This window comes from Pseudomonas citrullilanati (assembly GCF_030580855.1).
Classification (GTDB): domain Bacteria; phylum Pseudomonadota; class Gammaproteobacteria; order Pseudomonadales; family Pseudomonadaceae; genus Aquipseudomonas; species Aquipseudomonas citrulli.
The window spans coordinates 161062-186302 of record NZ_JAUQOP010000005.1; the positions used below are offsets into that span (position 1 = coordinate 161062).

22 protein-coding genes are annotated in these 25241 nt (G+C 62.6%); 6 read left to right on the plus strand and 16 right to left on the minus strand.

Annotation, left to right across the window (positions count from 1 at the left end; all coding sequences use genetic code 11):
* Window positions 1–74: 74 nt before the first annotated feature.
* The 3 genes from rpoD to rpsU form a co-directional block, all read right to left on the minus strand.
* A complete protein-coding gene (gene rpoD / locus Q6A48_RS06270) occupies window positions 75–1922 on the minus strand; it encodes an RNA polymerase sigma factor RpoD (protein WP_304552712.1) in 1848 nt (615 codons plus the stop codon).
* 67 nt (window positions 1923–1989) lie between these two features.
* Window positions 1990–3945 carry a DNA primase gene (gene dnaG / locus Q6A48_RS06275; protein WP_304552713.1) on the minus strand — a complete coding sequence of 652 codons (1956 nt, stop codon included), beginning with the start codon at window positions 3943–3945 and terminating at the stop codon, window positions 1990–1992.
* A 471-nt stretch (window positions 3946–4416) separates the two neighbouring features.
* Window positions 4417–4632 carry a 30S ribosomal protein S21 gene (rpsU, locus tag Q6A48_RS06280; protein WP_002551877.1) on the minus strand — a complete coding sequence of 72 codons (216 nt, stop codon included), beginning with the start codon at window positions 4630–4632 and terminating at the stop codon, window positions 4417–4419.
* Between the two features lie 199 nt (window positions 4633–4831).
* On the opposite strand from rpsU, the gene tsaD reads away from it, so the two are divergent.
* Entirely contained in the window at window positions 4832–5857 is a 1026-nt protein-coding gene (tsaD, locus tag Q6A48_RS06285; protein ID WP_304552715.1) for a tRNA (adenosine(37)-N6)-threonylcarbamoyltransferase complex transferase subunit TsaD, read from the plus strand.
* An 8-nt stretch (window positions 5858–5865) separates the two neighbouring features.
* Here tsaD and plsY read toward each other — a convergent pair whose 3' ends face one another.
* Complete coding sequence (gene plsY, locus Q6A48_RS06290; RefSeq protein ID WP_304552717.1) at window positions 5866–6435, minus strand: glycerol-3-phosphate 1-O-acyltransferase PlsY; 570 nt, start codon at window positions 6433–6435, stop codon at window positions 5866–5868.
* A 74-nt stretch (window positions 6436–6509) separates the two neighbouring features.
* Between plsY and folB the strand changes: the two genes are divergently transcribed.
* Both folB and folK read left to right on the plus strand, forming a co-directional pair.
* A complete protein-coding gene (folB, locus tag Q6A48_RS06295) occupies window positions 6510–6863 on the plus strand; it encodes a dihydroneopterin aldolase (protein WP_304552719.1) in 354 nt (117 codons plus the stop codon).
* Window positions 6854–7381, plus strand: a complete 528-nt coding sequence (gene folK, locus Q6A48_RS06300) for a 2-amino-4-hydroxy-6-hydroxymethyldihydropteridine diphosphokinase (protein ID WP_304552721.1) — start codon at window positions 6854–6856, stop codon at window positions 7379–7381. Before folB ends, folK begins: the two co-directional genes overlap by 10 nt.
* A 92-nt stretch (window positions 7382–7473) precedes the next feature.
* On the opposite strand, the gene Q6A48_RS06305 is transcribed toward folK, so the two are convergent.
* From Q6A48_RS06305 to Q6A48_RS06355, 11 genes are all read right to left on the minus strand, one after another.
* Window positions 7474–8700 (minus strand): multifunctional CCA addition/repair protein, encoded by a 1227-nt coding sequence (locus Q6A48_RS06305; protein WP_304552723.1) that lies wholly within the window; start codon window positions 8698–8700, stop codon window positions 7474–7476.
* Window positions 8701–8764: 64 nt separating this feature from the next.
* The gene (locus Q6A48_RS06310; RefSeq protein ID WP_304552726.1) at window positions 8765–10330 is read right to left on the minus strand and encodes a SpoVR family protein; all 1566 of its coding nucleotides are present in this window, start codon (window positions 10328–10330) and stop codon (window positions 8765–8767) included.
* Entirely contained in the window at window positions 10327–11598 is a 1272-nt protein-coding gene (locus Q6A48_RS06315) for a YeaH/YhbH family protein (RefSeq protein ID WP_003206179.1), read from the minus strand. The genes Q6A48_RS06310 and Q6A48_RS06315 overlap by 4 nt, the downstream gene beginning before the upstream one ends.
* A gap of 109 nt (window positions 11599–11707) precedes the next feature.
* Window positions 11708–13630 carry a PrkA family serine protein kinase gene (locus tag Q6A48_RS06320; protein WP_042730372.1) on the minus strand — a complete coding sequence of 641 codons (1923 nt, stop codon included), beginning with the start codon at window positions 13628–13630 and terminating at the stop codon, window positions 11708–11710.
* A gap of 300 nt (window positions 13631–13930) precedes the next feature.
* On the minus strand, window positions 13931–14260 hold the full coding sequence (gene glpE / locus Q6A48_RS06325; RefSeq protein WP_304552733.1) for a thiosulfate sulfurtransferase GlpE: 330 nt from the start codon (window positions 14258–14260) through the stop codon (window positions 13931–13933).
* 31 nt (window positions 14261–14291) lie between these two features.
* Window positions 14292–15167 carry a symmetrical bis(5'-nucleosyl)-tetraphosphatase gene (locus Q6A48_RS06330; RefSeq protein ID WP_304552735.1) on the minus strand — a complete coding sequence of 292 codons (876 nt, stop codon included), beginning with the start codon at window positions 15165–15167 and terminating at the stop codon, window positions 14292–14294.
* Window positions 15167–15547 carry a Co2+/Mg2+ efflux facilitator ApaG/CorD gene (gene apaG, locus Q6A48_RS06335; RefSeq protein WP_304552736.1) on the minus strand — a complete coding sequence of 127 codons (381 nt, stop codon included), beginning with the start codon at window positions 15545–15547 and terminating at the stop codon, window positions 15167–15169. The genes Q6A48_RS06330 and apaG overlap by 1 nt, the downstream gene beginning before the upstream one ends.
* Window positions 15548–15661: 114 nt before the next feature.
* A complete protein-coding gene (rsmA, locus tag Q6A48_RS06340) occupies window positions 15662–16480 on the minus strand; it encodes a 16S rRNA (adenine(1518)-N(6)/adenine(1519)-N(6))-dimethyltransferase RsmA (protein WP_304552738.1) in 819 nt (272 codons plus the stop codon).
* On the minus strand, window positions 16477–17466 hold the full coding sequence (pdxA, locus tag Q6A48_RS06345) for a 4-hydroxythreonine-4-phosphate dehydrogenase PdxA (RefSeq protein ID WP_304552740.1): 990 nt from the start codon (window positions 17464–17466) through the stop codon (window positions 16477–16479). Before pdxA ends, rsmA begins: the two co-directional genes overlap by 4 nt.
* The gene (gene surA, locus Q6A48_RS06350; RefSeq protein WP_304552742.1) at window positions 17463–18779 is read right to left on the minus strand and encodes a peptidylprolyl isomerase SurA; all 1317 of its coding nucleotides are present in this window, start codon (window positions 18777–18779) and stop codon (window positions 17463–17465) included. The genes pdxA and surA overlap by 4 nt, the downstream gene beginning before the upstream one ends.
* Window positions 18760–21582, minus strand: coding sequence for an LPS-assembly protein LptD (locus Q6A48_RS06355; RefSeq protein ID WP_304552743.1), 2823 nt, complete (start codon window positions 21580–21582; stop codon window positions 18760–18762). The genes surA and Q6A48_RS06355 overlap by 20 nt, the downstream gene beginning before the upstream one ends.
* A gap of 130 nt (window positions 21583–21712) precedes the next feature.
* Here Q6A48_RS06355 and Q6A48_RS06360 point away from each other — a divergent pair, with 130 nt between their 5' ends.
* Genes Q6A48_RS06360 through Q6A48_RS06370 form a run of 3 tightly spaced genes read left to right on the plus strand, consistent with a single transcriptional unit; the run spans window position 21713 to window position 24184 of the window.
* Window positions 21713–22738, plus strand: coding sequence for an aminoglycoside phosphotransferase family protein (locus tag Q6A48_RS06360; protein WP_304552744.1), 1026 nt, complete (start codon window positions 21713–21715; stop codon window positions 22736–22738).
* Window positions 22735–23415: an N-acetylmuramate alpha-1-phosphate uridylyltransferase MurU gene (murU, locus tag Q6A48_RS06365; RefSeq protein WP_304552745.1), complete on the plus strand. Its 681-nt coding sequence runs from the start codon at window positions 22735–22737 to the stop codon at window positions 23413–23415. The genes Q6A48_RS06360 and murU overlap by 4 nt, the downstream gene beginning before the upstream one ends.
* A gap of 1 nt (window position 23416) precedes the next feature.
* A complete protein-coding gene (locus Q6A48_RS06370; protein WP_304552746.1) occupies window positions 23417–24184 on the plus strand; it encodes a TerB family tellurite resistance protein in 768 nt (255 codons plus the stop codon).
* Between the two features lie 65 nt (window positions 24185–24249).
* On the opposite strand, the gene Q6A48_RS06375 is transcribed toward Q6A48_RS06370, so the two are convergent.
* Complete coding sequence (locus Q6A48_RS06375) at window positions 24250–25239, minus strand: alpha/beta hydrolase family protein (protein ID WP_304552748.1); 990 nt, start codon at window positions 25237–25239, stop codon at window positions 24250–24252.
* Between the last annotated feature and the right edge of the window lie 2 nt (window positions 25240–25241).

Sequence of the window (25241 nt, forward strand, 5' to 3'; positions counted from 1 at the left end):
GGACGGGGAGGGCGTAACGCAGGGTTTTTATCGACACATGGCAAAACCCCCGGCAGGGCCGGGGGTTTTGGGGGTCACTCGTCGAGGAAGGAGCGCAGATGCTCGCTTCGCGTCGGGTGGCGCAGCTTGCGCAACGCCTTGGCTTCGATCTGGCGGATCCGCTCACGGGTCACATCGAACTGCTTACCGACTTCCTCAAGGGTGTGGTCGGTATTCATGTCGATGCCGAAGCGCATGCGCAGGACCTTGGCTTCACGTGCCGTGAGGCCCGAGAGTACCTCACGAGTCGCTTCCTTGAGGCTCTCGACGGTGGCGACATCGATCGGCGACTGCATGGTGGAGTCTTCGATGAAGTCACCCAGATGGGAGTCTTCGTCATCACCGATCGGGGTTTCCATGGAGATCGGCTCCTTGGCGATCTTCAATACCTTGCGGATCTTGTCCTCAGGCATCTCCATGCGTTCGCCCAGCTCTTCCGGCGTCGGCTCGCGACCCATTTCCTGCAGCATCTGCCGGGAAATACGGTTGAGCTTGTTGATCGTCTCGATCATGTGCACCGGGATACGGATGGTGCGGGCCTGGTCGGCGATCGAGCGAGTGATCGCCTGGCGAATCCACCAGGTGGCATAGGTCGAGAACTTGTAGCCGCGACGGTATTCGAACTTGTCCACCGCCTTCATCAGGCCGATGTTGCCTTCCTGGATCAGGTCGAGGAATTGCAGGCCGCGGTTGGTGTACTTCTTGGCGATGGAGATCACCAGGCGCAAGTTCGCTTCAACCATCTCTTTCTTCGCACGGCGGGCCTTGGCCTCACCAATGGACATGCGACGGTTGATGTCCTTGATTTCCGCAATGCTCAGGCCGGTCTCGGCTTCCAATGCGCTCAGCTTCTGCTGGCAACGAACGATGTCCGGTTGCAGGCGGGCAATGGCTTCGGCGTACTTGCTCTTGCCCTTGGCCAGTGCATCGGTCCAGCTTTCGTCAACTTCGTTGCCGGGGAACTGGCGCAGGAAATCGGCACGCGGCATGCGCGCATCACGCACGCACAGCTGCATGATCGCGCGCTCTTGCTGGCGCAGGCGATCCAGGGCACTGCGTACACGCTCGACCAGGCCTTCGAATTGCTTCGGTACCAGCTTGATCGGCATGAACAGCTCGGCCAGGGCCAACAGCTCGGCAATCGCTGCCTTGTTGTTGCGACCGTGCTTCTTCAGGGCCTTGCGGGTGATTTCCATCTGGTCGGCCACGGCGCCGAAACGCTGCGCGGCGATGATCGGATCCGGACCGCTTTCGGCTTCTTCCTCGTCGTCACTGGCTTCGGCGTCTTCGTCATCGCTGTCGTCGTCGGCCTTGGCGGCTTTCGCGTCGATCGGTGGCGGCACTTCGGCGGCTGGCGGCGCGATGCCGTCGTCCGGGTCGATATAGCCGCTCAGGACGTCGGACAGGCGGCCACCTTCGGTGGTGACGCGATTGTACTCGGAGAGAATATGGTCAACCGTGCCAGGGAAGTGCGCGATTGCGCCCATCACTTCACGGATGCCCTCTTCGATACGCTTGGCGATTTCGATTTCGCCTTCACGAGTGAGGAGCTCTACCGTACCCATTTCGCGCATGTACATGCGCACCGGGTCGGTGGTGCGACCAATGTCGGTCTCGACCGCCGCCAGCGCTGCGGCCGCTTCTTCAGCGGCCGCCTCGTCGGTATCGGCGTCGGCCAGCATAAGGGCATCCTTATCTGGCGCAACCTCGAATACGTTGATCCCCATGTCGTTGATCATGCGGATGATGTCTTCCACCTGTTCCGGATCTGAAATATCCTCCGGCAGGTGGTCGTTGACCTCCGCGTAAGTCAGGTAGCCCTGCTCACGACCCAATAGGATCAACTCTTTGATACGAGACTGCTGTTGCGCTTTTCCGGACATAACACCCTATCCACTGAAGGTCTTGGCGGGCAAAAAACAAGCCGAGGATTATACCTGAGCTGTGACCTCACGCGCCAGTTGAGGTCGGGTTTGATGCGCAAACATTGCGGCTGAGTAAGTCGCGCAATTGGTTTTTCTCTTCGCTGGTCAGCTCGCTCTGGCGTGCTTTTCGCAGAAGTTGTTCCAGGTTTCGCTCGCGTTGGCGAGCGGACAAGCTAGTAATGGTGTCGAAAAACTGTTGTTCAAGGTTGTCTCCATCAATCAGCCATTCCTTCTCGGCCAGGGCCTTCAACAGGCGCCCCTGCTCGGTGCCGTGCCACCGGGCGATCAACTGGAAAGAGTTTAGCCTGGGGTTCTTCTGCACGGCTTCGAGGAGGGCGACCAGCAATTGTGTATTGCTGTGGTCCTCGGCGGCGAAATGCCCGGCGTCCTCGACTTTCTCGGCCAGTTGCGGGTGATGCAGCAAGGTGCGCAAGGCGGCCAGTGTTGGTGGTTCGACGGCGGCCGGCACCCGCGGGGCACGTGGCTGGTCGCGATCGCCACGCTTGCCGTTCTTGTCCCATGGTTTCTTGTCCCATTTCTTGCCGCCGCCGGCTTTCTTCGGCGTCCACTCCTGCTGGGGAGCGTAGTCCTGCTGGGGTTGATGATAGTCGGCGAAGTCCGGCATCGCGTCGTAGTCGATGCCCGGGTCATAGGCCGGCGGGGCTTCCTGGGGGGCGCTGTGGACCAACTGGTTGACGGTTTCGCTGGTGAGCCCGGTGATTTCGGTCAGGCGCTGGCGCATGAGCAGGCGCAGGTTGGCCCCCGGCACCTTGTCGATCAGCGGCGCCGCGAGCGTCGCCATGTGGGCCTTGCCTTCGAGGGAGCGCGGGTCGGCCTCTTCGGTCAACTGCTGGAAGAAATAGTCGGCCAGCGGCTGCGCATGCTGGTTGATCCGTGCCCGGAAGGCGTCGGTGCCTTCGGAGCGCACCAGGGTGTCCGGGTCCTCGCCTTCGGGCAGGAACAGGAAGCGGGCGCGCCGTCCGTCCTGCAGGCAGGGCAGGGTGGCCTCCAGTGCGCGCCAGGCGGCATTGCGGCCGGCCTGGTCGCCGTCGAAGCAAAACAGTACGTTGGGCACCACGCGGAACAGGCGCTTCATGTGTTCTTCGCTGGTGGCCGTGCCCAGGGTCGCAACGGCGTTGCGCAAGCCTTGCTGGGCCAGTGCGATCACGTCCATGTAGCCTTCGACGACGATGATTTCGTCGAGGTTGCGGTTGTTCTTGCGGGCCTCGTACAGGCCGTAGAGTTCCTGGCCTTTATGGAAGACCGGGGTTTCCGGGGAGTTCAGGTACTTGGGCTTGTCGTCGCCCAGGACCCGGCCGCCAAAGGCGATGATCCGCCCGCGGGTGTCGCGGATCGGGAACATCACGCGGTCGCGGAAGCGGTCGTAGCGCTTGCCGGTCTCGGCGTTTTCGACCAGCAGCCCGGCGTCGATCATGGCGCGTTGCTGCAACGTGTCGCTGCTCAGGTGCTTGTACAGGTTGTCCCAGCCAGGCGGGGCGAAGCCAAGGCCGAAGTCCCGGGCGATTTCGCCGGTCAGGCCGCGACCCTTGAGGTAATCCACTGCCGCCTTGCGCGCGGGATGGCTTTTGAGTGCCTGGCGATAAAACTCGGCCGCCGCCGTCAGCAGCGGATAAAGCGGCGAATCGGTCGGTTGGCGGGGCTTGTGCTGCCGACCGCTTTCCTCGCGAGGGATCTCCATGCCGGCGGCCTTGGCCAGCTCCTCGACGGCCTGGGGGAACTCCAGGTTGTCGTGGTCCATCAGGAAGCCCAGGGCATTGCCGCCTGCGCCGCAGCCGAAGCAATAGTAGAACTGCTTGTCGGGGCTGACGCTGAAGGAGGGGGTCTTCTCTTTGTGGAACGGGCAGCAGGCGGTGTAGTTCTTGCCCGCTTTCTTCATTTGCAGGCGAGAGCTGACCACGTCGACGATGTCGGTGCGGTTCAGGAGGTCGTCAATAAAGCTCTGGGGAATCAGCCCGGCCATGGCGTTCTCATCATCACTGCGCGAAATAGGAGCCCGGAATCAACAGATGGAGCCAGGGAGAGGCACGGTAGATCGGTGGCTCGACCGGGTCGTCTGCATCATCGCTGTTGGGAAGTGTATCTGCCGAAAATCCACTGACGTTAATGAAGATCAGTATCCGACGGTTTGAATACGGTATGCTGAGTCCGGTAACGGCCGGTCGGGCCTCGGATAGCTCATGAAGCGGGCACGCAAGCAGGTGCCTTGGGCTGATCGTCGTTAGAGGAATCAGGGTGTGCTCGTCAGTAGCCTTGGAAGGCTCGTCAGAAGAGACGTGCACCGCTGGCAAAAAAGCCAGGTCTGACGTGGTGAAGCAGGTTGTCTTGGTCGCGTCTGCGGCTTCGACGGTGAAGCATCAAGCGTTTTCCGCAAATGCCATAAGCCCGGCTTGAGGGCCGGGCTTGGCAGAAGCTTGCTACGAACGTCTGTGTATTAGTACAGGCGTACGGCGCGGCGCTGTTCGCGCTGAACTTTCTTGGCGTGACGCTTAACAGCGGCTGCTGCCTTGCGCTTACGCTCGGAAGTCGGCTTCTCGTAGAATTCGCGGCTACGAACTTCAGCCAGAACACCGGCTTTTTCGCAGGAGCGCTTGAAACGACGCAGAGCTACGTCGAAGGGTTCGTTCTCTTTTACTTTGACGGCTGGCATCCAGAGCTACCTTCATTCATTACCGGGGTCAACATCCTCGCGGCAAAAGAGCACTTGAAGACGTCGGTTTTTAAGGGTTGCGGATGTTAACCCCTCAACGCTCGGAATGCAAAGCCTCTGATCGAAAACCGCTGGTCGGGGCACAACGCGGCGACTATTATGCGCGCCTTCGAATTCAGCCGCTACAAGGCGCAAACCCATGCTAGTACTGGGACTGGAAACCTCCTGCGACGAAACCGGTGTCGCCCTCTACGACAGTGAGCGCGGCCTGCTGGCCGATGCATTGTTCAGCCAGATCGACCTGCACCGCGCCTACGGCGGGGTCGTGCCCGAGCTTGCCTCTCGCGATCACGTCAAGCGCATGCTGCCGTTGATCCGCCAGGTCCTGGCCGAGGCCGGTTGCGTGCCGACCGAGATCGACGCCATCGCCTACACCGCCGGGCCGGGCCTGGTGGGCGCATTGCTGGTGGGCGCGTCCTGCGCCCAGGCACTGGCTTTTGCCTGGGGTATCCCGGCCCTGGGCGTGCACCACATGGAAGGCCACCTGCTGGCGCCGATGCTGGAGGCGCAACCGCCGGAGTTTCCGTTCGTCGCTTTGTTGGTGTCGGGCGGCCATACGCAACTCATCCGGGTCGATGGCATCGGCCATTACGAGCTGCTCGGCGAGACCCTCGACGACGCCGCCGGCGAGGCATTCGACAAAACCGCGAAGATGATGGGCCTCAATTATCCCGGTGGGCCGGAAATCTCGCGCCTGGCGACCCAGGGCGTCGACGGGCGTTTCGTGTTCCCGCGCCCGATGTGCGACCGCCCCGGCCTGGATTTCAGTTTCAGCGGCCTGAAAACCTTTGCCCTGAACACCTGGCAGCAATGCGTCAGCGCTGGTGACGACGGCGAGCAAGCCCGTTGCGACATCTCGCTGGCGTTCCAGCAGGCCGTGGTAGAGACTTTGACCATCAAGTGCAAGCGCGCCCTGAAGCAGGCCGGGCTCAAGCGCCTGGTGATCGCCGGCGGGGTGAGTGCGAACAAGGCGTTGCGCGTGTCGCTGGAGAAAATGCTCGGCGACATGAAGGGCGACGTTTACTACGCCCGGCCGGAGTTCTGCACCGATAACGGCGCGATGATCGCCTTTGCCGGTTGCCAGCGTCTGCAGGCCGGCCAGCGCGAAAGCCTGGCGATCAGTGTGCAGGCACGTTGGCCGATGGAGCAGCTCGCACCGTTGTGATGCAGGATTTAAAAATGCCGTTCGCGCCCGGCGAACAGGTCGCGTAGATTGCCCCGGTGGCGCCACACGATCAGCGCCACCAGCGCGGTCATTGGCAGCAACGCGGCCGGCTCCTGCCAGGCCAGCAACGGCAGGGTCAAGGGTGTGGCGATCAACGCAGCGAGGGAGCTGGTGCGGGTCAGGTAGAACGTCAGCAGCCAGGCGCACACGGCCAGCAGGGCCGCGGGCGGATACAGGCCCAGCAGCATGCCGGCGGCGGTGGCGACACCCTTGCCGCCACGAAAGCGAAAATACAGTGGGAACAGGTGGCCGATGACGGCGCAGACGCCGATCCAGGCCTGTTGCTGCAACGAAAGCCCTGCAAGGCTGGCGATCAGTACCGGGACAAGACCTTTGCAGAGGTCGCCCAGCAGGGTCAGGATCGCGAGTTTGCGCCCGGCCAGGCGCAGCATGTTGGTGGCGCCGGCATTGCCCGAGCCACTCATTCGCGGATCCGGACGACCGGTGAGGCGGCTGAGCAAGATGGCGAAGGACAGCGAGCCGAGCAGGTAGGCGAGAAACGCCAGTAACCAAAACATGCTAACTATTCCGGGCGAGGACGCCCTGATTCTAACGGCGCATTGCGCCCTTGTCGTGCTGCGGAGAAGAGTGCTTGGACAGAGTGTTTATCGAGGGCCTGGAAGTCGACACGGTAATCGGTGCCTACGACTGGGAGCGAGACATCCGGCAGTGTCTGCGACTTGACCTGAGTTTTGCCTGGGATAACCGTCCGGCTGCCGCCGGCGATGACCTGGCCCTGGCGCTCGACTATGCCAGCGTATCGTCGCGTATCCAGGCATTTGCCGAGCAGGCCCGGTTCCAACTGGTCGAAACCTTCGCCGAACGACTGGCCCAGGCGCTCATGGACGAATTCATGATCACCTGGCTGCGACTGAAAGTGACCAAGCCTGGCGCCGTCCCGGCGGCCAGCGGTGTGGGCGTGGAGATCGAGCGCGGATGTCGCTGACTCAGGTTTTTCTCGGGCTCGGCAGCAATATCGAGCGCGAAACTCATTTGCGCGCCGGCCTGGAGGCCTTGGCCGGCTTCCTGGTGGACATCGAGTGTTCGGCCGTGTTCGAGAGCCAGCCGGTGGGTATCAAGAGCGGGCCATTCTTCAATTTCGTCGTGTCGGCCTTCACCGATCTGCCGCTGATGGAGCTGGATCGCCGCCTCAAGTTCATCGAGGCCGACAATGGGCGTTACGCGCCCGACCGCAAGGGGCTGCCGCTGGACATCGACGTGTTGTTGTATGGCGAGCAGGTCGGCAACTTCGACGGCCTGGTGCTGCCGCGGGCGGAAATCCTCAAGAACGCCTTCGTCCTGTGGCCCTTGTCGTTGATTGCACCGGATCGGGTGCATCCGGGGGTAGGCAAGAGCTTCGCCACGTTGTGGGACGAAGCGCAGATCGACCAGGTGCTGGCGCCGGTCGCGTTCGAGTGGCGAGGGCGGCAGCTTACCCCGTCCGATTTGCTGAGTCGTTCATGAGGGCTTCGCGAGCCGGCGCGTTGCCACAGGTGGCACCGATTTCCTGTGGCAGCCGGCTCGCGATGACGGCGCCGCCGACTGGAACCTAGCCCTCAGCCCGCAGCTTCCTTGTACGCCTTCAACACCCTGAGCCGCTCACGCTTGATCGCCTCGCCCAGCTCCGGGCCCTTGAAGCCTTTCTCCAGCAAGGGTTGGACCGCCACCCCGCGAGCGACCGCCGCCGCCCCCCGCAGATAATCAGCTTGTGGATAACTGCGCTGTTCGAACCCCTTGCGTCCGCGTGCGTCCATCTCGCAGGCGGCGATGAACTCTTCGAAGCGCTGGGGGCGACGGTACACGTCAAAGCTTTGCAGCAGTTCGAGCAGCGTCGACGGTTTCAACTCCAGGGCGCGATGGCCGTGGGTGTGGTATTGCCCCACCAATAGCGCCAGTTCCTGGCAGTCCCGTGGCGCCTTGAAGCGCTCGTTGACGGCCTTGATCAGTTTCAGTCCTTTGTGTTCATGGGCAATGTGGCGCGGCCATTCGTGTTCGGGCGTCAGGCCTTTCCCCAGGTCATGGAGCAGGCAGGCCCAGCGGACAGTCAGCGGTTGCCTGTGCCGCGCGGCCTGTTCCAATACGCTCAGGGTATGGACGCCCGTGTCGATTTCCGGGTGATGGGCTTCGGGCTGCGGCACGCCGAACAGCGCATCGACTTCGGGCATCAAGACCCGGAGGGCGGTGCAATCGCGCAGGACCTGGATAAACACCTGCGGCTGGTCTTCCATGAGCGCCCGGGAAATTTCCTTCCAGCTGCGTTCGGCCGTCAACGCCTCCAGTTCACCGCAATCGCTGAGTTGGCGCATCAGCCCCAGGGTTTCGTCCGCCACCTTGAAACCCAATGGTGCATACCGCGCGGCAAAGCGGGCCACGCGCAGGACGCGCAGTGGATCTTCGGCGAATGCGGGGGAAACATGGCGCAGTACCCGGGCTTCGAGGTCCTGCTGGCCGTGGTACGGGTCGGTCAGGTTGCCGTGGTCATCCTCGGCCATGGCGTTGATCGTCAAGTCCCTGCGGACCAGGTCTTCTTCCAGGGTGACTTCGGGGCTGGCGTGGAACACGAAGCCGCCGTAGCCGCGGCCGCTCTTGCGTTCAGTGCGGGCGAGGGCGTATTCCTCGCCTGTCTTCGGATCGAGGAACACCGGAAAATCGGCGCCCACGGGACGAAACCCCTTGGCGAGCATTTCATCGGCAGTGGCGCCCACCACGACTCGGTCGACGTCGGTGACGGGAATGCCCAGCAAACGGTCGCGCACCGCGCCGCCGACTTTGTAGATCTGCATAAAAAACCTCCGTTGGCCCGACAGGATAACCTTTTACGTCGGGCCGCCGGAGGCGAAAACGGGATCAGAGATGGACGACGGCCAGGTCCAGGCGGCCGTAGTCACCCTCGGCCTGTTCGTTCCTGGGCGGGACATGATGGGTTTTCATCACCTGGTCGCCCTGCAGGGTTTCCAGGTGAATGTCGAAGCCCCAGAGGCGATGCAAGTGCTTGAGCACCTCGTCGGTGGAGTCGCCCAGAGGTTTGCGGTTGTGGGCCTGGTGGCGCAGGGTCAGCGAGCGATCGCCGCGGCGGTCGATGCTGTAGATCTGCACATTGGGCTCGCGATTGCCCAGGTTGTATTGCGCTGCCAGGGTTTCGCGGATGATGCGATAGCCGCTTTCGTCATGGATGGCCGGCACCAGCAGGTCATCCTTCTGGTCGTCATCGAGGATGCTGAAGAGCTTCAGGTCGCGGATCACCTTCGGCGAGAGGTATTGCAGGATGAAACTCTCGTCCTTGAAGCTGCTCATGGCGAACTTGATGGTGGACAGCCAGTCCGAGCCAGCGATTTCGGGGAACCAGCGGCGATCTTCCTCGGTGGGGGCCTCGCACATGCGCCGGATGTCGCGGTACATGGCGAAACCCAGCGCATAAGGGTTGATGCCGCTGTAGTACGGGCTGTCGAAACCGGGTTGGAACACCACGCTGGTGTGGGACGTCAGGAACTCCATCATGAAGCCGTCGGTGACCAGGCCTTCGTCGTACAGGTCGTTCATCAGCGTGTAGTGCCAGAAGGTCGCCCAGCCTTCGTTCATGACCTGGGTCTGGCGTTGTGGATAAAAATACTGGGCGATCTTGCGCACGATGCGCACGATTTCCCGCTGCCACGGTTCCAGCAGTGGCGCGTGTTTTTCGATGAAGTAGAGGATGTTTTCCTGGGGCTCGGCAGGGAAACGTGCGTTGTCCTTCTCGTTGTACTTGTCCGCGCCCTTGGGAATCGTGCGCCACAGGTCGTTGATCTGCTTCTGCAGGTGCTCTTCGCGATCCTTCTGGCGTCGGCGTTCTTCTTCGGCGGAAATCGGATAGGGGCGCTTGTAGCGGTCCACGCCGTAGTTCATCAGCGCATGGCAGGAGTCCAGCAGGTCTTCCACGGCATCGATGCCGTGGCGTTCCTCGCATTGCATGATGTACTGCTTGGCAAACACCAGGTAGTCGATGATCGAACTGGCATCGGTCCAGGTGCGGAACAGGTAGTTGCCCTTGAAGAAGCTGTTGTGCCCGTAGCAGGCGTGCGCCACCACCAGGGCCTGCATGCAGATGGTGTTTTCTTCCATCAGGTAGGCGATGCACGGGTCTGAATTGATCACGATCTCGTAGGCCAGCCCCATCTGGCCCCGGCTGTAGGATTTCTCGGTACTGAGGAAATGCTTGCCGTACGACCAGTGGTGATAACCCAGCGGCATGCCGACCGACGCGTAGGCGTCCATCATCTGCTCGGCGGTGATCACCTCGATCTGGTTGGGGTAGGTGTCGAGGGCATAGCGATCCGCGATACGGCTGATTTCGCGGTCGTAGGCCTGGATCAGCTCGAACGTCCATTCGGAGCCGGTGGAGATGGGCTGGCGCTTCTGCTCTTTTTTGGCGGTCATGTCACTAACCTGCGCTGGAAGAGTTCACGGAAGACCGGGTAGATATCCCCGGCCGAGACCAGTTGCTGTTGGGCGAACGTGTCGGAAAACGCTTCGGCGATCCGTTCGTATTCATACCACAGGGCCTGGTGTTCCCGTGGCGTGATTTCCACATAGGTGTAGTACTGGACGAACGGCATGATCTGGTTGATCAGAATGTCACGGCAGATCGGCGAATCGTCGTTCCAGTTGTCACCGTCCGACGCCTGGGCCGCGTAGATGTTCCATTCATTGGCCGGGTAGCGTTCGGCCATGATTTCCTGCATCAGCTTCAGGGCGCTGGAAACGATGGTGCCGCCGGTTTCCCTGGAGTAGAAGAACTCCTCTTCGTCCACTTCCCGGGCGCTGGTGTGGTGGCGGATGAACACCACGTCGATCTTGTCGTAGTTCCGCTTCAGGAACAGGTACAACAGGATGAAGAAACGCTTGGCGATGTCCTTGGTGGCCTGGGTCATCGAGCCGGACACGTCCATCAGGCAGAACATCACCGCCTTGGAGCTGGGGTTGGGCTGCTTCACCAGCAAGTTGTACTTGAGGTCGAAGGTGTCGAGGAACGGCACGCGGTGGATGCGCGCGCTGAGTTTCTCGATTTCCGCCTCCAGGTCTTGAATGTCGCCGAAATTATCTGGTTCTTCGCGTTTCAGGCGGGCCAGCTCTTCCTTGGCCTCGCGCAGCTTGGCGCGGCTGCTGCCCGACAGCGCGATGCGCCGGGCGTGGGCCGAGCGCAGGGTGCGGATGATGTTGATGCGCGACGGGTTGCCTTCGTTGCTGATGCCGGCGCGCACGGTCTTGAAGGTGTCGGTGCCGGTCAGGTTGCGCTTGACCAGGTTGGGCAGTTCCAGGTCCTCGAACATGAATTCGAGGAATTCCTCCTGGGTGATCTGGAACACGAACTCATCCATGCCTTCGCCGGAGTTGCCCGCCTTGCCGGGCCCCTTGCCGCCACCGCCGCCCTGGGGCCGGGGAATGTGCTCGCCGCTGGTGAATTCCTTGTTGCCGGGGTGCACGACGGTCTGCTTGCCGCCGCGCCCGTGGTGAAGCACCGGCTCATCGATGTCGCGGCCGGGAATGCTGATCTGCTCGCCGTGCTCCATGTCGGTGATGGAGCGCCGGCTGACCGCCTCTTCGACGGCCTTCTTGATGTGGTCACGGTAACGCCGCAGGAACCGCTGGCGGTTCACCGTGCTCTTGTTCTTGCCATTGAGGCGTCGGTCGATCACATAGCTCATAGGCCCCTCCAGGGGAGCTTCAAGTCGTAAGCCTCAAGCTGCAAGGAGCGTGTCGAGCCCTGGGCCCGACGCCGTTCCTTGCAGCTTGCAGCTAGAAGCTTGCCGCTGCTTATTGCGATTTGCGGACCCGCAGGTACCACTCGGAGAGCAGCCGTACCTGTTTGTCGGTGTAGCCACGTTCGACCATGCGTGTGACGAAGTCGTTGTGTTTCTGCTGGTCCTCCTTGCTGGCCTTGGCGTTGAAGCTGATGACCGGCAGCAAGTCTTCGGTGTTGGAGAACATTTTCTTCTCGATGACCACCCGCAGCTTCTCGTAGCTGAGCCAGGTGGGGTTCTTGCCGTTGTTGTTGGCCCGGGCACGCAACACGAAGTTGACGATCTCGTTGCGGAAATCCTTTGGATTGCTGATGCCGGCCGGTTTTTCGATCTTTTCCAGTTCCTCGTTCAGGGCGACGCGGTTGAGGATCTCGCCGGTCTCCGGATCGCGGTATTCCTGGTCCTGGATCCAGAAGTCCGCGTACAGCACATAGCGATCGAAGATGTTCTGGCCGTATTCGCTGTAGGACTCCAGGTACGCCGTCTGGATTTCCTTGCCGATGAACTCGATGTAGCGCGGTGCCAGGTATTCCTTGAGGAAGCGCAGGTACCGCTCGCGGGTTTCGGCCTGGAACTGTTCCTGCTCGATCTGCTGTTCCAGCACATACAGCAGGTGGACCGGGTTGGCGGCGATTTCGTGGGGGTCGAAGTTGAAGACCTTGGAGAGGATCTTGAACGCGAAGCGCGTGGAGAGCCCGTTCATCCCTTCATCGACCCCCGCATTGTCGCGGTATTCCTGGATCGACTTGGCCTTGGGGTCGGTGTCCTTGAGGTTTTCCCCGTCGTACACGCGCATCTTCGAATAGATGTTGGAGTTCTCCGGTTCCTTGAGGCGCGACAGCACCGTGAACTGGGCAAGCATCTTGAGGGTGTCCGGGGCGCAATGGGCCTTGGACAGCGAGCTGTTGAACAGCAGCTTGTCGTAGATCTTCACTTCATCGGTCACCCGCAGGCAGTACGGCACCTTGACGATGTAGATCCGGTCGATGAACGCCTCGTTGTTCTTGTTGTTGCGGAAGGTGTGCCACTCCGATTCGTTGGAGTGGGCCAGCAGGATGCCGGTAAACGGAATCGCCCCCAGGCCCTCGGTGCTGTTGTAGTTGCCTTCCTGGGTGGCGGTGAGCAGCGGGTGCAGGACCTTGATGGGCGCCTTGAACATCTCGACGAATTCCATCAGGCCCTGGTTGGCCCGGCACAGCGCCCCCGAATAGCTGTAGGCGTCGGCGTCGTTCTGCGGAAACTCCTCCAGCTTGCGGATATCGACCTTGCCCACCAGCGCCGAGATATCCTGGTTGTTCTCGTCCCCTGGCTCGGTCTTGGCCACCGCGATCTGGTTCAGGATCGATGGGTAGAGCTTGACCACCCGGAACTGGCTGATGTCACCGCCGAATTCGGCGAGGCGCTTGGTCGCCCAGGGCGACATGATGGTGTTGAGGTAGCGGCGTGGAATGCCGAAGTCTTCCTCGAGAATGGCGCCGTCCTCGGTGGCATTGAACAATCCCAGGGGCGATTCGAACACCGGCGAGCCCTTGATGGCGTAGAAGGGCACCTTCTCCATCAGTTGCTTGAGTTTCTCGGCCAGGGAGGACTTGCCGCCCCCCACCGGGCCGAGCAGGTAAAGAATCTGTTTCTTCTCTTCCAGGCCTTGGGCGGCATGGCGGAAGTAGGACACGATCTGCTCGATGCATTCTTCCATCCCGTGGAAGTCTGCAAAGGCCGGATAGCGGCGAATCACCTTGTTGGAAAAGATTCGCGAGAGCCTCGAGTTGGTCGAGGTATCCAGCAGTTCCGGTTCTCCGATTGCCAGCAACAGACGCTCCGCAGCCGATACGTAGGCGCTGCGGTCCTGCTTGCAGAGTTCGAGGTATTCCTGCAGCGAGTATTCCTCCTGCCGCGTGGACTCGAAACGTTGCTGGAAGTGGCTAAAAATACTCATGACGTCACCTCGCTCGATACGTGGAGCCGGTGTCGGATCAATCAGTCGTTGCTGGACAGCCGCTGGGAACCCAGTGGCCGTTTACCCCCCAGAATGCTTCCAGGCATGCAGGCTTCCTGAAAGCTTACTCCCGATTACCCGCGCGCCGGTGTACCGGCTCTCCCCTGTTTTGGATGGCCTGAGGCTAAGGATAGTTCGGAATGGGAAAGGTAAAGGTGGAATACGTAATTAGTTATGGCCGACCGTTCGTCCGCCACCGCTCAAGCCCGCGGATCACGCGGGCTCTGGCGGGGTAAAAAATTATTCGTGGTTGCCTTGCGCGGTTTCTGCAGGAAAAGTCGCACGCCACAGCTCGAAGCCACCGTCCAGGCTGTAGACGTCACTGAAGCCCTGGCTGACCAGGTAGGCCGCCGCGCTCTGGCTGGAGTTGCCGTGGTAGCAGACGACCACGGTCGGTGCGTCGAGGTCGGCGCCCCGGATGAAGTCGGCGATGGAGTGGTTGTCCAGGTGCCGGGAACCGCTGATGTGCAGGGCGGCGAACGTGGCGGGGTCACGGACATCGACGACGACCGCGCCTTGCTCGCGCAAGGCCTGGGCCTGTTCAGGGGGGATGCGTTTGAACTCGGTCATGGGAAACTCCTGTGGCCAGGCTCGGCGCGGATCATGGCGCCGTGCTGGCCGGCTGTGAGGCGGTGGTCGGGGGAGGGGTTTTGGCGTGGCCCTGTTCGTCGCAATCGCAACGCAGTTGCTCGCCGGTGTCGACGTTCATCAGCGTCATCGCGCTGCCCCACACGCAGCCGGTGTCGAGTGCGAAGACGCCGGGCTCGTCGCATTGGCCTTCCAACGCGGCCCAGTGGCCGAAGATGATCTTCAGGTTCCGGGTCTTGCGCGTCTTGTGCTTGAACCAGGGCGCGTAGCCGGGGGGCGCGGTCTCGATGCCTTCCTTGCCCTTGAGGTCGAGCTTGCCTTCGGCGGTGCAGAAGCGCATGCGGGTGAAGTAGTTGGTAATGACCCGAAGGCGCGCGGCGCCGGTGAGGTCGTTATTCCACTTGACCGGCTCGTTGCCGTACATGCCGTCGAGGTAGGGGCCGAACAGGTTGTCGTCGCGCAGTGCTTGCTCGACCTCGGCAGCGCACTTGAGTGCCTTGCGCAGGGACCATTGCGGCGGCAGGCCGGCATGCACCAGCGCCAGGTTGCGCTGCTCGTCATAGTGCAGGAGTTTCTGTTGGCGCAGCCACTCCAGCAACTCGACGCAATCGGGGGCGGCGAGTATTTCATCCAGGGTGTCGGATTTCTTCAGGCGCTCGACGTTCTGCCAGGCCGCCAGCAGGTGCAAGTCGTGGTTGCCAAGCACGCACACCAGCGATTGGCGGATGCCGTAGAGAAAGCGCAGTGTCTCGAGGGACTGCGGGCCGCGGTTGACCAGGTCGCCCACCAGCCACAGCGTGTCTTTGTGCGGGTCGAAGGCAACCCGTTCCAACAGGCACTTGAGCGGGTCGAGGCAGCCTTGCAGGTCGCCCACCGCATAAGTGGCCATCAGTGCAGGGCTCCGGGCACCGCCAGGCGGAAGGGCTTGATGATGGCGTCGAAGCGCTTGCCGTCTTCGGCCAGCATCTGGTAGGTGCCTTGCATGGTGCCGACGCGCGTCGTCATCACCGTGCCGCTGCTGTAGTTGTGGCTCTTGCCGGCGTCGATCAGCGGTTGCTGGCCGACCACGCCTTCGCCACGGACTTCCTCGACATGGCCGTCGCCGTCGGTGATGACCCAGTGCCGCGACAGCAGCCTGGCCGGTAGCGAGCCGTTATTGCGCACGGTGATGGTGTAGGCGAAGGCAAAACGGTTGTGCTCGGGCTGCGATTGTTCTGCCAGGAAACGGGTGGTGACGCTGACGTCGACCTGATAACGAGGATCGGACATGCAAAAAGGCCTTAAAAACGAAGCGGGACGCGGGCGTGGCTGAAGGAATCAGTCTAGGCCAAGTATCGGGTAGTAGACCAGAGCGGCGTCCTACCCGATAGCGCCCATCGTCCGTCAGTTGGCGTCGGCTTTTGGCGCGATCTGTTCGCTGAGCTTGTCGGCAAGGCGTACGAACGCCGCCAGGTCCAACTGTTCGGGCCGCAGGCTGCCGTCGACGCCAGCGGCTTCGATCTCGGCGCTGCCGAGCAACAGCTTCAGAGTGTTGCGCAGGGTCTTGCGGCGCTGGTTGAACGCTTCGCGCACCACCCGCTCGAGCAGGCGATGGTCCTTGGCCGGGTGCGGCAGGACGGCGTGGGGAACCAGGCGGACGATGGCCGAGTCGACTTTCGGCGGCGGGTTGAACGCCCCCGGGCCGACGTTGAACAGGTGCTCCACCCGGCAGTGGTACTGGACCATGATCGACAAGCGTCCCCAATCGCCACCGCCAGGGCCCGCGGCGAGGCGCTCGACCACTTCTTTCTGCAGCATGAAGTGCATGTCGCGGATCAGGCCGGCGTTGCTCAGGAGGTGGAAGATAAGCGGCGTGGAGATGTTGTACGGCAGGTTGCCGACCACCCGCAGGGTGTTCGGCGCGGCGTTCAGGCTGTTGAAGTCGAACTTCAGCGCGTCGCCCTGGTGCAGGTTGAAATTGTGCTTGCCGGCGAACTGCTGGTTGAGGATCGGTACCAGGTCCTTGTCCAGCTCCACCACGTCGAGCTGGGCGCCGCTGCCCAGCAGGCCCTCGGTCAGGGCGCCCTGGCCCGGGCCGATTTCCAGCAGGCGATCGTCGGGCTTGGCATTGATGGAGCGCAGGATGCGATCGATCACGCCGGCGTCATGCAGGAAGTTCTGGCCGAAACGCTTGCGCGCGCGGTGTTGGTATTGCTCGGTCATAAATGGGTCTCGGCCATCTGGTAGGCGGTTTCCAGCGCGACTTGCAGGCTGCCGGTGTCGATCTTGCCGCTGCCGGCCAGGTCCAGGGCGGTGCCGTGGTCCACGGACGTGCGAATGATCGGCAGGCCCAGGGTCACGTTGACCGCAGCGCCGAAGCCTTTGTATTTCAGCACCGGCAGGCCCTGGTCGTGGTACATCGCCAGCACTGCATCGCAGTGCTCCAGATATTTGGGGGTAAACAGAGTGTCGGCCGGCAGCGGGCCATGCAGGTCCATGCCTTCGCTGCGCAGGCGTTCCAATGTGGGTTCGATGATGTCGATTTCTTCACGGCCCAGGTGCCCGCCTTCACCCGCGTGGGGGTTGAGCCCGCAGACGAGGATGCGTGGCCGGGCGATGCCGAATTTTTCCTGCAGGTCGGCGTGCAGGATGCGCGTGACCCGTTCCAGGCGTTCCGGGGTGATGGCGTCGGCGATGTCCCGCAGGGGCAGGTGAGTGGTCACCAGCGCCACCCGCAGGCCGCGGGTGGCGAGCATCATCACCACCTGCGCGGTATGGGTGAGGTCCGCCAGGAATTCGGTATGGCCGGAAAAGGCAATGCCCGACTCGTTGATCACGCCCTTGTGCACCGGGGCGGTGATCATGCCGGCGAAATCGCCGTCCAGGCAGCCCTGGCCGGCGCGGGTCAGGGTTTGCAGGACGAACCCGGCGTTGGCCTTGTCCAACTGGCCAGTGATGACCGGGGCGCCGAGCGGCGTGTCCCAGACATACAGGCTGTTGGCGGGCGCCGGGACGTCCGGCCAGGCCTGCGGCGTCACGGGCAGCAGGTCGACGACCAGCCCCAGCTGCGCGGCCCGCTCGAGAAGCAGATCGCGGCTGGTGATGGCGATCAGGGGGTGTGGCTGGGGCTGCGAGGCGAGCAGCAGGCACAGGTCGGGACCGATGCCGGCGGGCTCGCCGGGGGTCAGCGCGAAACGCTTGGGTTTCACTGCGCTGCCTGGTCTGCACCAGGGAGTTTGATCTCGACATAGGCTTCGTCGCGAATCTGGCGCAGCCAGGTTTGCAGCTCTTCGTCGTATTTGCGGTTACGCAGTACGGTCATCGCCTGCTGTTCACGCGCCTGGGTGGTGCTGTCGGTGGCGCGGCGGCCGAGGACTTCCAGGACGTGCCAGCCATACGGGCTCTTGAACGGCTTGGACAATTGGCCTTGCGGCGTCTCGGCCATGACCTGGCGGAACTCGGGCACCAGGGCGTTCGGGTCGACCCAGTTGAGGTCGCCGCCGTTGAGGGCCGAACCCGGGTCTTCGGAGAAACTCTTCGCCAGTTCGGCGAAGTCTTCGCCCGCTTCGATGCGGTCGTAGAGCTTCTCCGCCAGGCGCTTGGTCTCGGCTTCGCTGCGGATCTCGCTTGGCTTGATCAGGATGTGGCGAACATGCACTTCGTCACGGACCTGGGTACCACCGCCGCGTTTTTCCAGCACCTTGAGGATGATGAAACCGCCGGGCGTACGCGCAGGCTGGGTGATGTCGCCAACGGCCATGGCGCTCAACTCACGGTCGAACGGGGGGGGCAACTGGGCAGGCTTGCGCCAGCCCATGTCACCGCCTTCCAGGGCGTTTTCGCTGCCGGAACGGGCGACGGCCAGTTGGCCGAAGTCAGCGCCTTGCTTGAGTTGCTGGTAAACGTCCATGGCCTGGCGGTAGGCACTCTGGATGGCTTCGGAGTTGGCGCTTTCCGGGGTCGGGATCAGGATGTTGGCCAGGTGCAGTTCTTCGGAAAGTTGCATCTTGCCCAGGTCGGAGGCGAGGAAGTTCTTCACTTCCTGCTCGGACACCTGGATGCGCTCGGCCACGCGTCGCTGGCGCACGCGGCTGATGATCATCTCGCGACGGATCTGGTCACGGGCGTCCTCGTAGGACAGGCCGTCACGGGCCAGGGCGGCGCGGAACTGCTCGAGGCTCATGTTGTTGCGCTGGGCAATGGTGCCGACCGCCTGGTTCAGTTCCTCGTCGGTGATGCGGATGCCGGAGCGCTCACCGATCTGCAACTGCAGGTTCTCGACGATCAGGCGCTCCAGCACCTGCTGGTCCAGCACGCCCGGAGGCGGCAAGCCGCCACCGCGCTTGGCGATGGTTTGCTGCACTTCATGGACGCGCTGGTCCAGTTGGCTCTGCATGACCACGTCGTTGTCGACGATGGCCACCACCTTGTCGATGGATTGAACCGCGGCGTTGGCCGCGGTGCCTAGGAACAGCGCGCCCAGCATCAGCGGGCGCAGACAATCAGAAAGCTTGGTCTTCACGTTCACGATAACCTTGGATGCCTTTGTCGAGGAAGCTCTCTACCTTGGCGCCGGTGAGGCCGCCGAGTCCCTTCAGAACAATTTGGAGGAAGACGCCGTGGTCGCCTTTTTCGTTTTGCGGGGCGTCTTGACTGTATTCGTCGTAGTCGACCCAGTAACGGTTGATCACGCGCAGTTTCCAGCAGCAGTTGTCGTATTCGAAACCACCGAAGGCTTCCAGGGTACGATTGCGGTTGTAGTCATACTGCCAGCGGCTGATGGCGTTCCACTGCGGCACGATCGGCCAGATGACCGAGAAGTCGTGCTGCTTGATCTTGTAGTAGTCCTTCACGTAGCCAGGTGTGCCCGGCGTGCCGTAGTCGCCGCCGCCCACTTGCCACCGACCGGTGGTCTGGTCGTAGCGGACCAGGTCGTTGCGATAGCGATAACCGGCGTTGATGACCTTGTTCGGGTTGTCTTCCGGCTGGTAGTGGAACATCGCGCTGCCCGAGCGTGGGCTGTGGGTGTCCGGGTCCCAGTTGTAGTCGGCCGTGGTGCGCCAGTCGCGGTTCCAGCGGTATTCGTATTCCAGGGCATACGGCGAGACGCTGGAGTGAGCGTCATCACGCGTCTTGAAGTCGATGCCCGGCAGTTGGACTTCGCGATCCTTGAAGTAGAAGGCTTGGCCGACGCTGATGCGCTGGCGCTCGAAACCGTCTTCCTGGATCCAGCGGTTGGTCACGCCCAGCGACAGTTTGTTCTCGTCGCCGACACGGTCGGAGCCGCTGAAGCGGTTGTCCCGGAACAGCGACGAATAGTTGAAGGTGCTTTCGCTGGTATCGAAGACCGGGATGTCGCTTTGGTCTTTCTCCGGTACGTAGAGGTAGAACAGGCGAGGTTCCAGGGTCTGGCGGTAGTTCTTGCCGAACCACTGGGTGTCCCGGTCGAAGTACAGGCCGCTGTCGATGCTGGCGATTGGAACTCCGCGGCTTTGGGTACTGCTATAGGTGCCGTTCAGGCGGTCGCCCTCGGCATTCTGGTCAGCGATATTCTGCTTGCCTTGGCTATCCAGATCCAGGTCATACCGCGTGTACTGATACTTGAGCGATGGCTTGATGAAGCCATAGCTAGTACTCATTGGCAGGCTCATGACCGGCGCCAGGTTCATTCGGTCACCGGTGGCGCGGGCCAGGCCCCTTACATTGGTATCCAGGAATGGCGTTCCAATTGTCCCGTCGCTATTGAACGGGCCACCATCCTTATCTTTATACCTGCCAGTCCTCAAATCCCGATCAAAGCGCACGAATTCCGTGTTGTACGCAAAGTCCAAGCCGCCCGGATGCTGTGGCAGGAAGCCGTTGAAGGTGATTTGCGGCAAGCGGTCATACGGCGTGATGTTCGAGATCGTCGCCATCTGGTAGGCCTGGGCATTCAGGCGAGCGACGTACGTGTCACCCCGGTAGCTGACCGCGCCCTGCTGGTTCACGTAGTCCCGGGACTCGACGCCGATCTGGTCGGTCTGCAAGTCCTGGAAGTAGTACGGGTCGCTGATCTTGGTGTAGTCGACTTCCGTCAGCACGCGGGAGTCAAGACCGCCCTTGTGCTGCCAGTTGTACATGTAGCGGGTCTTGCTGTAGTCGGTCTGCTTGCTGCGATCGTCATCCTCGTCGTTGAGGTACGCGGCACCGAACTGACCTTCGCTGGACTTGGTCAGGTAGCGGAATTCGCCTTCCATCAACAGGCCGCGCTTGCTCATGTAGCGCGGGTACAACGTGGCGTCGTAGTTCGGCGCCAGGTTGAAGTAGTACGGGGTGACCAGCAGGAAGCCGGTGTCGCTGCCGCTGCCGATGGTCGGCGGCAGGAAGCCGGACTGGCGACGGTCGTCGATCGGGAAGTAGATGTACGGCGTGTACAGGACCGGGAAGTCCTTGACCCGCAGGGTCACGTTGGTCGCGGTGCCGAAGCCGGTGGCCGGGTTCAGGGTGATGTTGTTGCCCTTGAGCGTCCAGGCGTTGCTGTTCGGTTCGCACGTGGTGTACGTACCGTCCTTGAGGCGGATGATCGCGTTCTCGGCACGCTTGGCGTACAGGGCGTTACCGCGGATGCGCGACTTGTGCATCACGTATTCGGCGTTGTCGACCTTGGCCTCGCCGGTGTCCAGCTGCACATCGGCGTGGTCGCCGACGATCAGTGCGCCGTTGTCGCGTACGCGCACGTTGCCGCTCAGTTCGCCACGGTTCTCGGCCTGGTACAGGTTGGCCTCGTCGGCCTCGACCTGCATGCTGCCCTGGCGCATGACCACGTCACCGGCTAGGGTCGCCACCTGCTGTTCCTGCTCATAGCGCGATGCCTTGGCGCCGAGGAAGGTCGGGGCGTCGCTCTTGGCGGTCTTGTCGTTCATGCCAGGGCGGGACGGCTCGATGTAGGCGCCGGAGCAGTAGGGGCCGGTTTCAGCCAATTGCGCGGGGGTGAGGTTCTCCCGTGGAACCCAGTCCAGGTGGCTGTAGTCTTCACTGCGCGACTTCAGGCCACGGCCCTTGGCCTCGGTGACGAGCATCGGCTTCTCGCCGGCCTCCTCGACCGAGCCGTTCTCGGCCGCAGCGTCGCTGCTGGAAGACACGGCGCTGCCGTCGTGCACGGGGCGCGGCGGCAATGCAGCGGCCGGCGTCTTCGGTGCACAGTCCCAGGCACCCGAAGCGGAGACGGAGCAGTCATACTGCTGCGCCGCGACGACGAATGAAGAGGCCAGGGGTTGCAGGGCCAGCAGACTGCCGGTGACCAGCAACGGAAATTTTTTACGAAACGCGGGGGATTTCAATGCCATCTTATTAGTCCGGGCTTCCTGCGTGCCATCTGCCCGCGGTGTGGGCCGCACGCCTCTCGATGGTCTGAAAAAGATGCTGGATAATAAAGCATGACCCGCTTGACGGCTAGCGCCGTCGGAGACCCTTGCAATGCCCGACCAAGATGTACGCCTGCAACACCTTAAAGTTTGGCTCGATGAACAACTGCCGATCCTTTTCGCCCGACAGGGCTGGGGCGCCGTACCCCCGGCCACGTTGACCGCGGCCAGCAGCGACGCGAGTTTCCGGCGTTACTTTCGCTGGGAAGGCGAGGGCCGCAGCCTGATCGTGATGGACGCGCCACCGCCCCAGGAAAACTGCAAACCCTTCGTGGACATCGCCTTTTTGCTGGCGAAATCCGGCATCAACGTGCCGAAAATTTATGCCGAAGACCTCGAACGCGGCTTTCTTTTGCTCAATGATCTGGGCAACCAGACCTACCTGGACGTGATCAACGGCGAAAATGCCGACGATTTATTCCGTGATGCCCTGCAAGCATTGTTGGCTTTCCAGCAACTGCCCATGGTGGCGCCATTGCCAAGCTACGACGTCGCGTTGCTGCGCCGTGAGCTGGAGCTGTTTCCCGAGTGGTACGTCAAGCGTGAGCTGGGCATCGAATTCGATGGGGCCCGGCAACAGCTCTGGCAGCAGGCCAGCGACCTGCTGATCAATAGCGCCCTGGCCCAGCCGAAAGTGCTGGTGCACCGCGACTACATGCCGCGCAACCTGATGCTCAGTGCGCCGAATCCCGGCGTGCTGGACTTCCAGGACGCGGTCTACGGCCCCGTCACCTACGACGTGACCTGCCTGTTCAAGGATGCATTCCTCAGTTGGCCCGAAGCGCGCGTGCGCGGTTGGTTGCAAGACTATTGGCAGCAGGCCGGCGCCCTCGGCATCCCCGTTCAACCGGATTTCGAAGACTTCCTGCGGGCCAGCGACTTGATGGGGGTACAGCGCCATCTCAAGGTGATCGGGATCTTCGCGCGCATCTGCCACCGTGATGGCAAGCCCCGTTACCTCGGCGATGTGCCGCGCTTCTTTGCCTATATAGAAGCGGTGATCGCCCGTCGTCCCGAGCTGGCACCCCTGGCCGAGCTGCTCGGCAGCCTGCGCCCATCGTCAGGAGCCACGGCATGAAGGCGATGATCCTGGCGGCGGGCAAGGGTGAACGCATGCGCCCGCTGACGCTCACCACCCCCAAGCCGCTGATTCGCGCGGGCGGCGTGCCTTTGATCGAATACCACCTGCGGGCGCTGGCGAAGGCCGGGTTCACCGACGTCGTGATCAATCACGCCTGGCTCGGCCAGCAGATCGAGGATCACCTGCAGGACGGTTCGCGCTTTGGCCTGAGTATCCGTTATTCACCCGAAGGCGAGCCGCTGGAGACCGGCGGCGGGATCTTGCGCGCGCTGCCGTTGCTGGGCGACGAGGCGTTTGTCGTGGTCAACGGCGACGTCTGGACCGACTACGATTTCAGCGCCTTGCGCAAGCCGCTGGACGGGCTGGCGCACCTGGTGCACCTGGTGCTGGTGGACAATCCCGAGCATCACCCGGATGGTGATTTCAATCTGGTCGACGGAAAGGTTCAGGATGATGGCTCGGCTGCCGACAAACTGACCTACAGCGGCATCGCGGTCCTGCATCCGGCCTTGTTCGACGGTTGCACGGCGGGCGCGTTCAGGCTGGCACCGTTGCTGCGCAAGGCCATGGCCGAGGGGCGCGTCAGTGGCGAACGCCTGGCAGGGCATTGGGTCGATGTCGGTACTCACGAACGTTTGGCGCAGGTCGAAACCTTGATAGAAGCGAGCGGTTGATATGTGGTGGCCAGGGACTCTGATTGGAGCCGGGGCGGGCTATGCCATAGCCAGCATCCCGGGGGCCATGCTCGGCGCGTTGCTGGGGCAAGCGCTGGATCGGCGCCTGAACCTGCACGACTGGGCGCAGGTACGTGAGCGCCTCGGCGGTCGTCCGGCGCTGCGCAATGATGAGCTGTTGTTCGTCCTGCTGGGGCGCCTGGCGAAAAGCGATGGGCGTGTGGTCGATGGCCATATCCAGCAGGCGCGCCAGGAAATGCGGGCGCTGGACCTGAGTGAGCCGGCGCAGCGACGGGCCATCGCGGCCTTCAACCGTGGCAAGTCGGAAAACGTCCACTTGCGTGGCTACCTGCGTCGCCTGGCCGTCCAGCCCCATGCGGCGGAGGGTCTGTTACGCGCGTGCTGGCGGATGGTCTGGGCCGATGGTCGGGCCGGCGACAACGAGCGTGAGCTGATCGACCGTTGGGGCAAGTGGCTGGGTTGGACGCCGCAGCAGGTCAAGGCGCTGGCGGCGGACTACGAACCGCAGAAACTGTCGTTGCCCAGCAGCGGCGTGACCTATCAGGAGGCGCTACGGCTGCTGGGGGTCTCGGCCACCAGCGAGCCGTCGCAGATCAAGCGGGCCTACCGGCGCTTGCTCAGCCGCCACCATCCGGACAAGGTCGCCGGCAGCGGGGCCACGCCGTTGCAGGTGCGTGAAGCCACCGACAAGACCCGGGAGCTGCACAACGCTTATCGGCTGATTCGGGAACGGCGGGATTTCCGCTAGAAACCGTCGTGGCGAAGGAATCAACCCCTTGCCACGACAGTGCTGCACGTGAGCAGGCGTGCGCCTTACTCCCCCGCCTTCTGCGGATTCAACCAGCCCCGGACCCGACGAAACAATTGCTCCTGGTCCGCCGCCAGATTGGGCAGGGCCTTGAGGGCGACTTGGCTGAAGGTCGAGTCCTTCAAGCGTTTGCTCGCTTGCAAGCGCTCCAGCGCCGCGTTGCGGTCCAGCGGCTTGTCCATGTAGAAAAGGTCGGCGGTCGCCAGTTTCAGGGTCGGTGTCAGTTCGGCCAGGCCAGGCTTGGCGGCGGGCGGGACCTGGGCTGCCACCATCACGAAGCGTTCGACTTGCGGCGGTTGCCGTTCATTCAGGTAGCGCGCGGCCCAATAGGCCCCGGTACCATGGCCCAGCAGCACGATGTGGCGCGCACTCTGCTGTTCGGCGAAGGCCAGGGCCGCGTCGATGCGGGCGAAGATGCGCTCGGCATCGGCCTTGGCGTGTTCTTCACCGGTTTCGGCGACTACCGGATCCACCGCGTCGGCTTCGCCCCCGGCCACTTGTTCGATCGGCGCCGCCGTGGTGGCATCCGGTGCCGCGGCGGCGGTGTCGGCCGGTTTGGTTTCCGGGGGTGTTTCCACCCGCGGCGCGATCACGTCGCTTTGCAGGTCGGGGAGAGTGATACTCAGGCTGCTCCACGCCACATCCGGGAGTTTTTTGCGCAGTGGGCCGATGACGTGCGGCCAGTCAGCCGTTTCGCCAGCGCCGGGGACCAGGATGACCGCGCCTTTCGGGTCGCTGCTGTTGGCCGGTTTCCAGAGGGCCAGGAAAGTGTCGCCGCCGGTTTGCAGCGACTGTTGCTCCTGGGCAGGCACTGTTCGTTCCAGGGCTGTGGCGTCTTCCTGGCTGCGCTCGAGCAGCGGCTGGCGCTCGACGGGCTTTTCGGCCGGTTGCTCCGCAGCGGCGGGAGCCGGTTCGCTGGCCTGTGCAGAAAAGGACCCCGGCAGGATCAGCGACAGGCACAATGCTGGCAAGGCCAGGCGGTAAACAGAGGGCATCG